General features: G+C 69.9%; 12 protein-coding genes. 10 read left to right on the top strand and 2 right to left on the bottom strand.

From position 1 onward, the window contains the following. Positions 1 to 444: 444 nt before the first annotated feature. Genes D451_RS26410 through D451_RS0110980 form a run of 5 tightly spaced genes read left to right on the top strand, consistent with a single transcriptional unit; the run spans position 445 to position 7,815 of the window. Positions 445 to 1,692 (top strand): SWIM zinc finger family protein, encoded by a 1,248-nt coding sequence (locus D451_RS26410; protein ID WP_026124988.1) that lies wholly within the window; start codon positions 445 to 447, stop codon positions 1,690 to 1,692. Beyond that, positions 1,689 to 3,191: a DUF5691 domain-containing protein gene (locus D451_RS0110965; protein ID WP_017534427.1), complete on the top strand. Its 1,503-nt coding sequence runs from the start codon at positions 1,689 to 1,691 to the stop codon at positions 3,189 to 3,191. The genes D451_RS26410 and D451_RS0110965 overlap by 4 nt, the downstream gene beginning before the upstream one ends. Next, positions 3,192 to 4,322 carry an ATP-binding protein gene (locus D451_RS0110970; RefSeq protein ID WP_017534428.1) on the top strand — a complete coding sequence of 377 codons (1,131 nt, stop codon included), beginning with the start codon at positions 3,192 to 3,194 and terminating at the stop codon, positions 4,320 to 4,322. It begins immediately after the preceding gene. Then, positions 4,322 to 6,637, top strand: coding sequence for a DUF5682 family protein (locus D451_RS0110975; RefSeq protein ID WP_017534429.1), 2,316 nt, complete (start codon positions 4,322 to 4,324; stop codon positions 6,635 to 6,637). Before D451_RS0110970 ends, D451_RS0110975 begins: the two co-directional genes overlap by 1 nt. After that, positions 6,634 to 7,815, top strand: a complete 1,182-nt coding sequence (locus D451_RS0110980; protein ID WP_017534430.1) for a VWA domain-containing protein — start codon at positions 6,634 to 6,636, stop codon at positions 7,813 to 7,815. The genes D451_RS0110975 and D451_RS0110980 overlap by 4 nt, the downstream gene beginning before the upstream one ends. A gap of 45 nt (positions 7,816 to 7,860) precedes the next feature. Here D451_RS0110980 and D451_RS0110985 read toward each other — a convergent pair whose 3' ends face one another. Together D451_RS0110985 and D451_RS0110990 are read right to left on the bottom strand one after the other, a co-directional pair. Then, positions 7,861 to 8,292: an NUDIX hydrolase gene (locus D451_RS0110985; RefSeq protein WP_017534431.1), complete on the bottom strand. Its 432-nt coding sequence runs from the start codon at positions 8,290 to 8,292 to the stop codon at positions 7,861 to 7,863. Further along, positions 8,289 to 9,053: a GntR family transcriptional regulator gene (locus D451_RS0110990; RefSeq protein ID WP_017534432.1), complete on the bottom strand. Its 765-nt coding sequence runs from the start codon at positions 9,051 to 9,053 to the stop codon at positions 8,289 to 8,291. Before D451_RS0110990 ends, D451_RS0110985 begins: the two co-directional genes overlap by 4 nt. Before the next feature lie 269 nt (positions 9,054 to 9,322). Here D451_RS0110990 and D451_RS0110995 point away from each other — a divergent pair, with 269 nt between their 5' ends. The 5 genes from D451_RS0110995 (at position 9,323) to D451_RS0111010 (ending at position 13,286) form a co-directional block, all read left to right on the top strand. After that, complete coding sequence (locus D451_RS0110995; RefSeq protein WP_275040952.1) at positions 9,323 to 9,835, top strand: ATP-binding protein; 513 nt, start codon at positions 9,323 to 9,325, stop codon at positions 9,833 to 9,835. Continuing rightward, positions 9,832 to 10,227, top strand: a complete 396-nt coding sequence (locus D451_RS28405; RefSeq protein WP_193789609.1) for a hypothetical protein — start codon at positions 9,832 to 9,834, stop codon at positions 10,225 to 10,227. Before D451_RS0110995 ends, D451_RS28405 begins: the two co-directional genes overlap by 4 nt. Positions 10,228 to 10,482: 255 nt before the next feature. Further along, positions 10,483 to 11,184: a Crp/Fnr family transcriptional regulator gene (locus tag D451_RS0111000; RefSeq protein ID WP_014912800.1), complete on the top strand. Its 702-nt coding sequence runs from the start codon at positions 10,483 to 10,485 to the stop codon at positions 11,182 to 11,184. A 275-nt stretch (positions 11,185 to 11,459) separates the two neighbouring features. Beyond that, on the top strand, positions 11,460 to 12,053 hold the full coding sequence (locus D451_RS0111005; protein WP_017534434.1) for an O-methyltransferase: 594 nt from the start codon (positions 11,460 to 11,462) through the stop codon (positions 12,051 to 12,053). Between the two features lie 69 nt (positions 12,054 to 12,122). Then, entirely contained in the window at positions 12,123 to 13,286 is a 1,164-nt protein-coding gene (locus D451_RS0111010; RefSeq protein WP_017534435.1) for an FUSC family protein, read from the top strand. The last annotated feature ends 31 nt before the right edge of the window (positions 13,287 to 13,317 follow it).

A 13,317-nucleotide genomic window follows, 5' to 3' on the forward strand; every position in this document is an offset into this window, starting at 1 on the left:
TCGGTTGTGCGTTCGTGTAGGGATATGCGGCCGAGGGTGGCTCATTCTAAGTTAATGAGGGTCGTTCAGCAATTCAGACATTCATTTATCGTGATTGCATTATGGGTCGCCGTGTTACAAGTATGTTCTTCTCGGCCTCTGTGGTGATATCTCCGTTTTCCGGGACGATCGGGGGCGGCCGTGACGTCCGACGCTTCGACGCCCACGGACGGTGACGGGCGGCGTACGGCGTACCGGGCGGGACGGGGTGGGTGGCGCGGACGTCGAGACCTCGCCGGTCGGAGCGCCCGCGAAAGGTCGTCGGAAGAGGTGTGCGGGGGCGGTCCGCGAACCGCCGGAATGTCGGTGGTGCCCTCTAGTGTCGTCTGTGTGAGCGATCGATGGACTACCGACGAGGTGTGGGCTCTGGCCCCGGATTCCTCATCACACAAGGCGGCACTCAAGGTGGCCCGGCCCGGTTTCTGGCCCGAGTGCGGAACGGTCGCCGCCGACGGCGGCGGGACCTCCGCCGTGTGGGGTGAGTGTAAAGGGAGCGGGTCCAAACCGTACCTGGCAGCCGTACATCTGGACGGCGGTGAGGGGCCCGCCTATAAATGCAGTTGCCCCAGCCGGAAGATTCCCTGCAAACACGTTCTGGCCCTCCTCGCTCTGTGGAGTGGAGGAGAGGTCGAAAAGAGGGACGAAAAGCCCGAATGGGTCAACTCCTGGCTCTCCGGAAGGGCGGCGCGGAAACAGCGCGCGGCCGTGGCCGCGGCCACCCCCGTCGACCCGGAGAAGGCCGCCGCCACCCTGCGGGCCAGGGAGGAGACGGTCGCCGCGGGGATCGAGGAACTGCGCGTGTGGCTGAACGACCAGGTCGACAGCGGCCTGGCCGAGGTGCCCCGACTGGAGTACGGCCACTGGGACCGGATGGCCAAACGGCTGGTGGACGCCAAGGCCGGAGGCGCGGCCGGTCTGGTCACCATGCTGCCCCAGCGGGGCGGCGGCGAGCACTGGCCCGACCGTGTGCTGGAACGACTCGGCCTGCTCCATCTGCTGGTCGACGGCTACCTCTCCAGGGACGGCGTCGACGAGCGGACCCGGGCGGTGCTGCGCTCACGCGTGGGTATCAGCACCCGTACCGAGGAGGTCCTGTCATCCGGTGAGCGGGTGAAGGACACCTGGCGGGTCCTGGGTCACCGCGAGGGGCTCACCCCCGACGGCATGCGTCTTCTCCGGACCTGGCTGCGCGGGGCGGAGAGCGACCGGTGGGCCCTGACCCTCACCTTCTTCCGTCCCGGGGAGAGCCCGGAGCCCCCCTTCCGAGGGGGTATCGAGGTCGAGGGAGAGCTCGCCTTCCACCCCGACGGTCTCCGAGCGGTCCGGACCGACGCCATGACCGAGCGCCCCGTCTCGTGCCCCGAGGGAGGGGACGTGGAGGCCGCTCTGGACTCCTACGCCCTCGCCCTGGCCGCGGATCCGTGGCTGGAGGCGTGGCCGGTCGTGCTGGAGGCCGCCGCGCCCGCCCGAGAGGAGCGCTGGTATCTGGCGGATCGGAACGGGGCCGCGCTGCCCATGGACACCGCCACGTTGTGGAGCCACCTCGCGGTCACCGGAGGGCGTCCCGCCACCGTGGCCGCCGAATGGTCCCCCAGGACCGGATTGACCCCCATGACCCTGTGGGACGAAGACGGAAAGGCGACCGTCCTGTGAACCCCGCTCCCGAGACCCCCGACTGGGAACACCTGGTCTCCACCGCCCTGATCGGCACCACCCGACGCTCGGTCGCCACCGTGGCCGGCATGCCCGCTCGCGACGAGGACGCCGAGGCCCTGCTCGACCTGGCCGCCCTGGACACGATCCGCCGGCAGGCCGGGTACACGGCGCACGCCGCCACCCCCATCGCTCCCGACGCGCCCGACCCTCGGCCCAGGGTCGGCGACACGGCGGCCCGACTCCTCGACCTCGTCCTGTCCTCCCACCCCGACCTTCTGCCCGAATGGTTGGAGCTGGCGGCCCGCTCCGGACGAGGCGTCCCCTACGAGCGGCTTCCCGACCTGCTCGACCGCGCCTACCGCACCGCGGTTCTGCGCCCCGCGGTGGCCGCCGCCGCGGGCCCCCGGGGCGCCTGGCTGGCCGGACTCAACCCGGTCTGGTCGTTCGTGACGGCAGAACCCCTGCCGGGCGACACCTTCGACGAGGAGACCTGGAAGGCCGGTGGGCCGGAAGAGCGTCGCAGGACCCTGCTCGCGCTGAGGGCCCAGGACCCGGCCACGGCCGGGACCCTGCTCGCCGAGGCCTGGCCCGGAGAGTCCAAGGCCGAGGTCCGGCAGACCCTCCTCGACGCCCTCGAACCCCATCTAGGGCCGGACGACGAACCTCTGCTGGAGACGGCGCTGGACGACCGCGGCGCCGGTGTCCGAGGCCGCGCCCTGGCCCTCCTCTCCCGCCTGCCCGACAGCGCCCACGCCCATCGGCTCCGCGACCATCTGCGGCGTCGGCTGAGAGTCGATCGCGACACCTCGTGGGTGTTCGAGGTCGACACCCCGGAGGCCTCGGAGACCGGGTTGTTCCGCGACCTCGCCCTGGCCGTGCCGACGGAGACGAGGGAGAGCCCGAGAGAGCGCCGGGAACGCGTCCAGGTCCTGATCGTCCACACCCCCTTGGACGTGTGGACCGAACGGCTCGACACCGACCCGGCGGGGGTCCTGGCCCTGGCCGCGGCCCACCCCGAGACGAGGGACGCGCTCGTCGACGCCGTCTGTCTGCGAGGGGACGCCGACTGGTCCCGCGCGGTACTCGACGACCCCGAGATCGGCCTGGCCGCCGTGGCGGGCGACGACGCCGACGGACGGGGACGGCAGCGTCTGCGCGTACTCTTCGCTCCGCTCCCGGCGGCCGAACGCTGCGACCGGGTCCTCGCCCTCCTGGAAGGGATCACCTACCCCGAGGCCCTGGGCCGGCTGCTCCTCGCCATCGACGCCCCCTGGACACCCGGGCTGTCCGAGGGCGTGGCCCGATGGACGGCCCGGACCACCGAACGGCGCCGAGTACGCGGCCACCGGCTGCTCTACGAGACCATCGCCGCCCACATGCCCCCCGAACACCTGGCGCTCCTCCCGGAGCAGGCGCCGTACGAGAAGGAGGCCGACGTCTACTTCCGCCTCCGCGAGACCCTCCGCCTTCGCCAAGACATGCACAAGGAGCTCTAGTTGACCACCATCGAAGCCTCCCCCGCCGGCACCGAGTCCGCCGCCCGGGCCGGTACCGCTCTGCGCCCCCACGCCGAACAGACCTACGCAGCCGAACTGAAGGCGTTGGCCGAGGTCGACGACCGCACGCGTCCCCCGGGCTGGAAGCTGTCCCCGTGGGCGGTCACGCGGTACCTGCTGGGCGCCACCCTCGACGACGGCACCGAGATCACCCCCAAGTACATCGGCTCGCGCCGGGTCGTGGAGGTCGCCGTCGCCACCCTGGCCACCGACCGCGCCCTGCTGCTCATCGGTGTCCCCGGAACCGCCAAGACCTGGCTGTCCGAGCACCTGGCCGCCGCCATCGCCGGTGACTCCACCCTGCTCGTCCAGGGCACCGCCGGTACCTCCGAGGAGGCGGTCCGGTACGGGTGGAACTACGCCCGGCTGCTCGCCGAGGGCCCCTCCGAGGCCGCCCTCGTGCCCAGCCCCGTCATGACCGCGATGGCCCGCGGGTCCATCGGGCGCATCGAGGAGCTCACCCGCATGCCCTCCGACGTGCAGGACGGACTCATCACCGTCCTGTCGGAGAAGGCCCTGCCCGTCGCCGAGCTCGGCATCGAGGTCCAGGCACAGCGTGGCTTCAACATCATCGCCACCGCGAACGACCGCGACCGGGGCGTCAACGACCTGTCCAGCGCGCTGCGCCGCCGCTTCAACACCGTGGTGCTGCCGGTGCCGGACAGCGCCGAGGACGAGGTGCGCATCGTCACCCAGCGGGTCGAGCAGCTCGGCCGTTCCCTGGAACTGCCCGAGGTGCCGACCAGCCTCACCGAGATCCAGCGCGTCGTGACCGTCTTCCGCGAGCTGCGCTCCGGAGTCACCGAGGACAACGGCACGAAGCTCAAGTCCCCCAGCGGCACCCTGAGCACCGCCGAGGCGATCTCGGTGATCACCAACGGGATCGCCCTGGCCGCGCACTTCGGCGACGGGATCCTGCGACCGGCCGATGTCGCCGCCGGCATTCAGGGCGCCGTCGTCCAGGACCGGGTCGCCGACGGGGTCGTGTGGCGCGAGTACCTGGAGACCGTCGCCCGCGAGCGCGAGGGTTGGACCGACTTCTACCGTGCCTGCCGTGAGGTGGGCGCCTGATGGGATCGTCCCGTACGGACACCTCCAAGGTGAGTGTCCTGGGAGTCCGCCACCACGGTCCGGGTTCGGCCCGGGCCGTGGTGGCCGCCCTGGACGAGATCGAGCCCGACCTGGTCCTGATCGAGGGACCGCCCGAGGCCGACGCCCTGACCTCCCTGGTCGGCGGCCTCGAACCGCCGGTGGCACTGCTGGTGCACCTGGCCGACACGCCCAAGGCGAAGGGCAAGGACGCCGAACGGGACGCCGAGGCGGCCGAGGCCGCGCGCCGACGCTCCACGGACGGATGGGCGTTCTGGCCGTTCGCGAGCTTCTCGCCCGAGTGGGCGGCCCTGCGCCACGCCCACGAGAACGGCGTGCCGGTGCGTTTCTGCGACCTGCCCGCCTCCCACACCCTCGCCGAACGGCTCGCCGCGGCCGAGACGACCGACGGAGAGGAAGAGGAACAGGAGGAGACCGAACCCCCCCGGGAACGGATCGACCCCCTCGGAGTGCTCGCCGCGGCGGCCGGCTACGACGACGCCGAACGCTGGTGGGACGACGTCGTCGAACAGCGTGGAGACGGGGAGCCCTCTCCCTTCCCCGCGATCGCCGACGCCATGGCGGCCGTCCGGGCCGAGGCCGGGCCCGCCACCGGCCGTGAGGCGCGCCGCGAGGCCCACATGCGTCAGACCCTGCGCGCCGCGCTCCGACAGGGGCACGAGCGGATCGCCGTGGTCTGCGGAGCCTGGCACGCCCCGGCCCTGCGCGACCTGGCGGACTACAAGGTCAAGGACGACGTCGCCCTGCTCAAGGGGCTGCCCAAGGTGAAGACGGCGGCGACCTGGGTGCCGTGGACCCACGGACGTCTGGCGTCCGCCGGCGGATACGGGGCCGGGGTGACCTCCCCGGGCTGGTACCACCACCTGTTCACCGCTCCGGATCGTCCGGTGCACCGGTGGCTGACCGAGGCCGCCCGGCTGCTGAGGGAGGAGGGGCAGCAGGTGTCCTCCTCCCACGTCATCGAGGGCGTGCGGCTGGCCGAGACCCTCTCCGTGCTGCGCGGGCGCCCGCTCGCCGGACTCGACGAGGTCTCCGAGGCGGTCACCGCGGTCCTGTGCGAGGGCGAGGGGACACGCGCCGCCCTGGTGCACGGCCGGATGGCGATCGGGGAACGACTCGGGTCGGTGCCGCCGGAGACCCCGATGGTGCCGCTCCAGCGCGACCTCATCGCCGAACAGAAGAGGCTGCGCCTCAAGCCCGAGGCCTTCGAACGCGACCTCGACCTGGACCTGCGCAAGGAGAGCCACCGAGCACGTAGCGTGCTGCTGCACCGACTCCGCCTGCTCGGGGTCGAGTGGGGGATCCCGACCCCGCACGGAGGCGGAGGCCGGGGCACCTTCCGGGAGAGCTGGCGACTGCGCTGGCACCCCGAGATGGACGTCGCCCTCATCGAGGCCGCGCGGTGGGGCACCACCGTCTCCTCCGCCGCGGTCGCGCGCACGGTGGAGATCGCCGAGGCGGCCGAACTGCCCACCCTCACCAAGCTCACCGAACAGTGCCTGTTCGCCGATCTCGGCGAGGCCCTGCCGGAGGTGCTCGCCCGGCTCACCGATCGGGCGGCCACCGACGCCGACATCACCCACCTGATGTCGGCGCTGCCCCCGCTGGCCCGCTCCACCCGCTACGGCGACGTGCGCGGAACCGACGGCGGCCACCTGCGCTCCGTCGCCCGCGAGATCCTGACCCGTGTACGGATCGGTCTGGTCGGCGCGGTACGCGGACTGGACGACGACGCCGCGGGCCGCTTCGTCCAGGCGATCGACGAGACCAACGGCGCCGCCACCCTGCTCGGCGACGACCTGACCGAATGGCTCGACACCCTCGCCGACCTGGCCGTACGGGAGAACGTGCCCGGGCGGATCGCCGGTCGGGTCAATCGCATCCTCACCGACGCCGGGCGGGTCGACGCCGAGGAACTGCGTCGACGCCTGGGGCTGGTGATGTCCCCGGGCGTCGAACCCACCCGGGCGGTCGCCTGGCTGGAGGGCTTCCTTCAGGGAAGCGGGCTGATCCTGGTGCACGACGACCGACTGCTGGGTCTGATCGACACCTGGCTCCTGGGGCTCTCCGAGGAGCGATTCGTCGCGATCCTGCCGCTGTTGCGCCGTACCTTCGGGGCCTTCGGGGGAGGCGAACGTCAGGAGATCGGTACCGCCGTGACCAGGCTCGACACCGGCGGCGGTACTCGAGTCCGGGAACGACGACCCGTGGACGAGAGGCGGGCCGCTCCGGCGGTCGCCGCCGTACTGGGACTGCTCGAAAGGAGCGGCGCGTGAACGCCACCACCGAGGTCGGCCACACCGAACGGGCCCGACGCTGGCGTCTGGTCCTGGGCGGGGACGCCGACTGCGCCACCCTGAGCGGGAGCGACCAGGCGATGGACTCGACCCTCGCGGCCCTGTACAACCGCGGCTCCCGGACCACCGGCAGCGGGGTGGGCGATGGTGAACGGGGGGCCGACCTCAGTGGATCCGCGCCCCGTGTGGCCCGATGGTTGGGCGACATCCGCGAGTACTTCCCCACGTCCGTCGTCCGGGTGATGCAGACCGACGCCATGGAACGGCTGGGGCTCGGCCAACTGTTGCTCGAGCCCGAGATGATGGAGGCCGTCGAACCCGACGTGCATCTGGTCGGCACCCTGCTCTCCCTCAACCGGGTGATGCCGGCCGAGGCACGTGAGACCGCTCGGGAGATCGTGCGCAAGGTCGTCGAGGACCTGGAGAAGCGGGTGGCGCAGAAGACCCGCTCGGAGATCGGCGGGGCGATCGACCGCTCGACCAAGACCCACCGACCGCGTCGCGTCTCCGACATCGACTGGAACGCCACGATCCGCCGTAACCTCGCGCACTACCTGCCCGAGCACCGCACGGTGATCCCACAGACCCTCATCGGGCACGGGCGCCGTAGTCGAGGGGTGCAGAAGGACGTGGTGCTGGCCATCGACCAGAGCGGCTCCATGGCCTCCTCGGTGGTCTACGCGAGCGTCTTCGGGGCGGTACTCGCCTCGATGCGCACGCTCAAGACCTCCCTGGTCGTCTTCGACACCGCCGTCGTCGACCTGACCGACCAGCTCACCGACCCCGTAGAGGTGCTGTTCGGCACCCAGCTGGGCGGCGGGACCAACATCAACAAGGCGATCGCCTACAGCCAGGGGCTGATCGACCGGCCTCAGGACTCGATCTTCGTCCTGATCAGCGACCTCTACGAGGGCGGGGTCCGCGCGGAGATGCTCAAGCGGGTCTCGGCCATGAAGTCCGCGGGCGTGCAGGTGGTCGTCCTGCTGGCGCTGTCCGACGAGGGCGCGCCGTTCTACGACCGCCGCAACGCGGCGGCCCTCGCGGAGCTGGGCGTGCCGGCGTTCGCCTGCACTCCGGACATGTTCCCGGAGCTCATGGCGGCGGCCATCCAGGGCCGTCCCCTCGATGCCTGGGTCGACAAACACCTCGACGAGTAGACCGCTCCAGGGCGGGGCCGGATCCTCCGCGGCCCCGCCCGCCCTCTACATGAGTAGATGCGTCCCATCGTGCACACGGATGAAAGGGCCGTCGCCGGAGAGAGCATCGGTGATACGGATGCCACGAGCCTCCGGTGCCGCTCGGATCGCCTCATCGGGGTCGAGCCAGGAGACGTTCAACGCCTCGTCGGAGGGTCGAGCGTGGCCGCCGATCGGTTCGCACAACAGAGCCAGAGAGACCACACCGAGCTTCATGTTCTTGTAGACACCGGTCAGCTTCAACGGCCGGATCTCGACGCCGGTCTCCTCCCGTACCTCACGCACCGCGCACTGTTCCGGTGTCTCCGCCAGTTCCAGAACCCCACCAGGAGGGACCCACCGTCCGTCGTCGGCACGCTGGATGACGAGCACCTTCCCGTCCTCGGGGCGGAGCACGATCCCACTGACGCTGACACTGTGGAGGGCGGCATCGCTCATCGCTGCTGCTCCCAGCTATAGGTGAGACGCCAACGTAGAGCGGCGAGGATGTTGAGGCAGGCCTCCACCGGGCGGTCTTCGGAATCGAAGGCGGTGCGTAGGACCTGGAAGACGGGCTGTCCTTGAGCGATGTCGAGGAAGGCGGACTCTTCGGAGGACGCTCCCCGTACTTCGATGTCCTCACAGAACCGCACGGGTCCGAAGCCGAGTCGGGCCAAGCGTTCGTACATGCCGCTCGGCCCCGTGTCGGGCATGGCGATGTCGGTGCTTCCGGCGACGCTCATGGGTATGTGGGAGATCACCATTTGTACTGGCTTGTCGTCGGCGAACATGTGACGCTTGCGCATCAGCACGGTGTCCTCCGGACCGAGCCGAAGAACCTCGGCGATCCTTTCGGGAGGCGTCTCTTCGCCCCAGTACACGAGTTCGGTTCGAGGGGACATACCGGACTCGGCGATCTCCTCCGCGTAGGAACTGCCGCTGCGCGAAGTCCGATGGTCCCGATCGATCCTTCGAACACGTTTCACGGTCGGCACTTCCAGCACGACGGATCCACGACCGTGTTCGGTTCGGATCCAACCTTCGGCTTGAAGCATGGACATGGCCCGGCTGATGGAGCTCTGGTTGAGTCCGTAGGTCCGGGCGAGCTCTGGCTGGCTGGGCAGAGTCGTGCCAGGCGTGTAGTCACCCCTCCGGATGGCGTCGCGCAACAGCGCGGCCACCTGTTTGTACCGCGCACGGGGCGGTTCGAGGGTGCTCATCCAGAGTGTCCCTTCCGACTGTGTGTACTCGCGTCTCACCGTAGCGCGGGGGTAGGCCGGGCTCCCCACACGCATCGAGGCGGGAACCCGAGAAACTTATGGCATATGTGTTGACGGTTATGCCATAAGTTTCTATCGTCGTCACATCGACCTCTCGCAGTCCGAGGGCGTACTCGCTCGACATGCGAAAGGCCTCGGGGGTGTAGCCGCACCCACCGAGGCCGGTCGACAACCGACCCCTTGAACAAGGAGTTGCCGACGTGTCCATTGTGCCTCGAACCCCTGCCCCCGCCTACCCGGGACGGCGATGGGCGATCCGCCGCTATCCCGGAGACGCCTCTACCTGTCCCCGATTCCGCTCCGATATTCGAGCCGACCTGTCCACGCTCATGGGCCTGCCCCGGGAGATCCGCGACGACATCGAGCTCTGCGCGAGCGAGGCTTTCGCCCACACGGTCTCCCACCCGCGTTCTCGCTGTTCCGGCGGGTCGGTATTCCGCATGCTCTCCACGCCGATCGTCATGGGAAGGGAGACCACCCTTCGGCTCTCGGTATCGGGCGACCACCTCGTGAGCCGACCGTCGAGGGCTTCCGCCCGATGCTCGTTGGAGAGCTGGGAGAGGGCGGAACCCGGACGGGGTCTGTCGATGATCCACAACCTCGCCACTGAGTGGGGGATCCGGCGTTGGACGGACCCCACCACTTCGGATGGGCCGATCACGGCGCTGTGGGCGGAGTTCACCTACGCCACTCGCGCCTGTACGTGCGGAGGACTCTCGTGACCGTCATGAGCATGTCGGGCAACCTGCGCAGTGTTCTGAACGCGCCCCGAGGCCATCGGTTCAACCGTCCGAAGCACGATGTCCCTTCGCCGACCGACGAGCCGGGGCTTTCCGAGGACCGGGCCCGGCGAGAACGGGTGATGCTCTCCCAGATGCGCGGTAACCCCCGAGTGGAACATCGCCTGCGTTACGGGGAACTGCCGGACTGGATGACCGCGCCGGTCAGGAGTGGTCCAGCACGTGCGTATACGTCCTGTTCCACTCCACCTCGGCGGCGTCCGGCCGGTCATCGCAAGCCTCGTCGCATGGGCTGGAAACCGGCCGGCTATGCCCTGGCCATGAGCGTGGGGCTGCTGCTGGGGCACCTGACCCCTTGGACCTTTCCGTCCTGATCTGCTCGGCCCGTGCCGTTCGTGCGACCTGGCGTCTGGGAGCGGCCGGCTTCCGCGCTCTCCCGAGGCCGAGAGGAACGATGGAGGTGTCCCCGCCCTGCCCCCAGAGGTTCGCCCCTTTCTCCCCGATGGTCGATGCGAAGTCCTGACCTGGGGATTCCGGACCAAAGTCACGAGTTCTCGTGTTTTCCGCGCCCTCCCGTGGCTTCGGGGGACACACGGGCATGATGAAGGGGGGATCGAGGGGGAGGACGCATGACCGATTGGCCGGCGGGCACCTTCATGTCCAGAGTCGGGGACCTCGCGGCCTCCCGACTGCTCTCACTGGCGCCACCGCGCCATCTGCCCGCGAACCAGGTCCTCATCGCCCAAGGCGACGAGGACGAGCAGGTCATGCTGCTGGGACCTCCCGAGGACGAGCCCGGAGACGCGGCCTGCGTGAAGGTCACCTCGGTGCTGCGCAACGGCACGGAGGCGATGTTCGGGATCCGGCTGCGCGGCGACCTGGTCGGTGAGTTGAGCATGTTCCGCGACACCCCGGCCATCGCGACGGTCACCTCGTGCTCGGCCCTGTCGGTCCGGGTCTTCCCGCACTCGGTGTTCGAGTCGTTCCTGGAGGAGCACCCGGAGGCCTGGCGGGCGCTGTTGGCGATGGTGGGGGAGCGTCTGGAGTGGGCGGACCGGCATCGGGCCGAGTTCGTGGGCTACGAGGTGGAGGCCCGACTGGCCCGGGTGCTGGTCGACCTGGCCGAGCGGCACGGCACGTCCACCCCTCTCGGCACCGACCTGGGCGTTCGGCTCTCGCACACGGATCTGGGCAAGCTCATCGGGGCCCGTACCGACGCCGTCGGCAACGCGATCCGTCGGTTCCGTTCCGAGGGGCTGTTGGTGTCGAGTTACCGCAATGTCGTGATCGTGGACATGGAGAGGCTGAACGGGGTCTACGAGAACGCGTGAGGGTCCGGGGCCCTCATGTCCGAATTGCGGACTGGTCGGTGGTTTCCCGCCGCCGAACCGGGCACAATGCTCTCGGGCACCATGCCCGACCTCTCACCCCCGTTCGGGTAGCGCTCAGTCCTCCGGCGTCGCTTACCCGGGGGATCCGAGTGGTGACGGTCGCCGGAGTGGTGAGGACGGCACCATTCCGGCGGCCCCCACCTCCTGGATCATCGGGCTCGTCGGGCTTAGCCTGGACGGACCTGCACGCACCGACCAGGGAGTGCCTCGTGTCCATGACACAGTCCGTTCCGCGACCCCGCACCCTGGACGCCATCGAGGTCGACACCGAGGGTCTCGGCCTGGGGATGTCCTGCGAGGAGGCCGTCGGTCACCTCCTGAGGGCCCTCGTCTCCTCCAAGCCCGGAGGCCGGGTGCTCGAACTGGGGACCGGAACCGGGGTGGGCACCGCGTGGCTTCTGGCGGGGATGGACGAGCGGGCCCGGCTGGACACCCTGGACAACGACCCCGAGTGCCTGGGCGTGGCGCGTCGCCACCACACCGCCGACCCTCGTGTGACGATCTTCGAGGCCGACGGCGGCACCTGGCTCTCCGATCGGGCCACCGACGATGGACCCGGATACGACATGGTGTTCGCCAATACCGGCCCGGGCAAGTTCACCCACCTCGACGAGGCCCTCTCCCTGGTCGACCGGGGCGGCTTCTACGTGGTGGACGATCTCGCCAGGCAGCCCGAGCGCACCTCCGAGCCCGAGGACCACTGCCTGGCGGTGGAAGGGCTCTTGGAGAACCTGGAGTCGCGCGCCGGCTGGGAGCGCCTTCCTCTGCTCGGCTGGTCCTGCGGCGTGCTGGTCATGGTGCGGAAGTAACGCCTTCGAACGTTCGTGAGCGTACCGGGCGGGTCCTCTCGTCCGGATCCGAGTGCGGTCGGGAGAAGCATGATCGATACACGATTGCGGAGGTTGCGGCGCAGGCTCGACCGGGTCTACAGCAGACGTGGGTTCGAGCGCGAGACCGCGGTCATCATCCTCAAGTCGGCGGTGGCCGCGACGCTCGCCTACGTGGTGGCCTACCTTCTGGGCGCGTCCACCCAGATCGGCTTCGCGCCCTTCACCGCCCTCCTGGTCGTCCGGCCCAGCGTGTACGGGTCGGTGCTCCAGTCCGGTCGGTACGTGGCCGCGGTGTTCGCGGGCGCCTTGGTCGCCGGGCTCACCGGCCTCACCGTCGGTGCCACCGTCTGGTCGTTCGCCCTGGTCGTCCTGGTGGCGCTGGCCTTCGGGCAGGTGCGGTTCTTCGGTGAACAGGGGACCCAGATCCCGGTGGTCGCGGCCTTCGCCCTGGCCGGCGGCACCGCCACCGATGCCCAGGATCTGGGCTCCCTCCTGTCGATGGTCTGCGTGGGCGCGGTCTGCGCCCTGCTCACCAACGTCTTCTTGGCCCCGGCGATCAGGTTCAAGGACGCCGAGAACGCCGTGCTGGACTTCGCGTCGAACCTGCGTTCCCTCACGGGCGAGATCGCCGACGGTCTGTCCAAGGGCAAGGACGGGCTGGACCTGGACCAATGGAGCGACGCCGCCGACGGGCTCGACGGGGTCGTGAGCAACGCGTTGGAGTCCGTACGCAGGCAGGAGGACCGGTTCCGGCTCAACCCACGACGCCTCGTGGCCCCCCGGCGGATCCCGGACGGAGGTCTGGACGTCTACCGGGACTGGATCCAGGCGCTGAGCAGGTCCTCTCGTCACGTGCAGTCGCTGGTGCGGACACTGCGCACCACGGTGCGCGAGGGCTCCCGTTTCCCCGCGCCCGACGACGCCTTCCTTCGTGAGCTCGCGCCTCTGTTGGAGCGGGCCTCCGAGATCTTCCGGCTGGTCCACGACCAGGAGGAGCCGGAACATCGGGTCGTCTCCGAGGAGCTACGGTCCCTGATCGAGGACACGCTGCGCGGGGTGGACGAGAACCATGAGCAGGTGCGCGAGAGGTGGGACGACGCCTGCTGGCCCGTGTACAGCGCCCTGCTCACCGACACCGAACGTCTGCTGGAGGAGCTCCATCAGGGGTACGAGAACACCACCCGGGAAGGGGAACGCGGCGACCTCGAGTAAGGGTACGCGCGCGCAGAGTGGGCAGATCTGC

Origin of the sequence: Nocardiopsis alba DSM 43377, assembly GCF_000341225.1 — a bacterium.
In the GTDB taxonomy this organism is placed as follows: domain Bacteria; phylum Actinomycetota; class Actinomycetes; order Streptosporangiales; family Streptosporangiaceae; genus Nocardiopsis; species Nocardiopsis alba.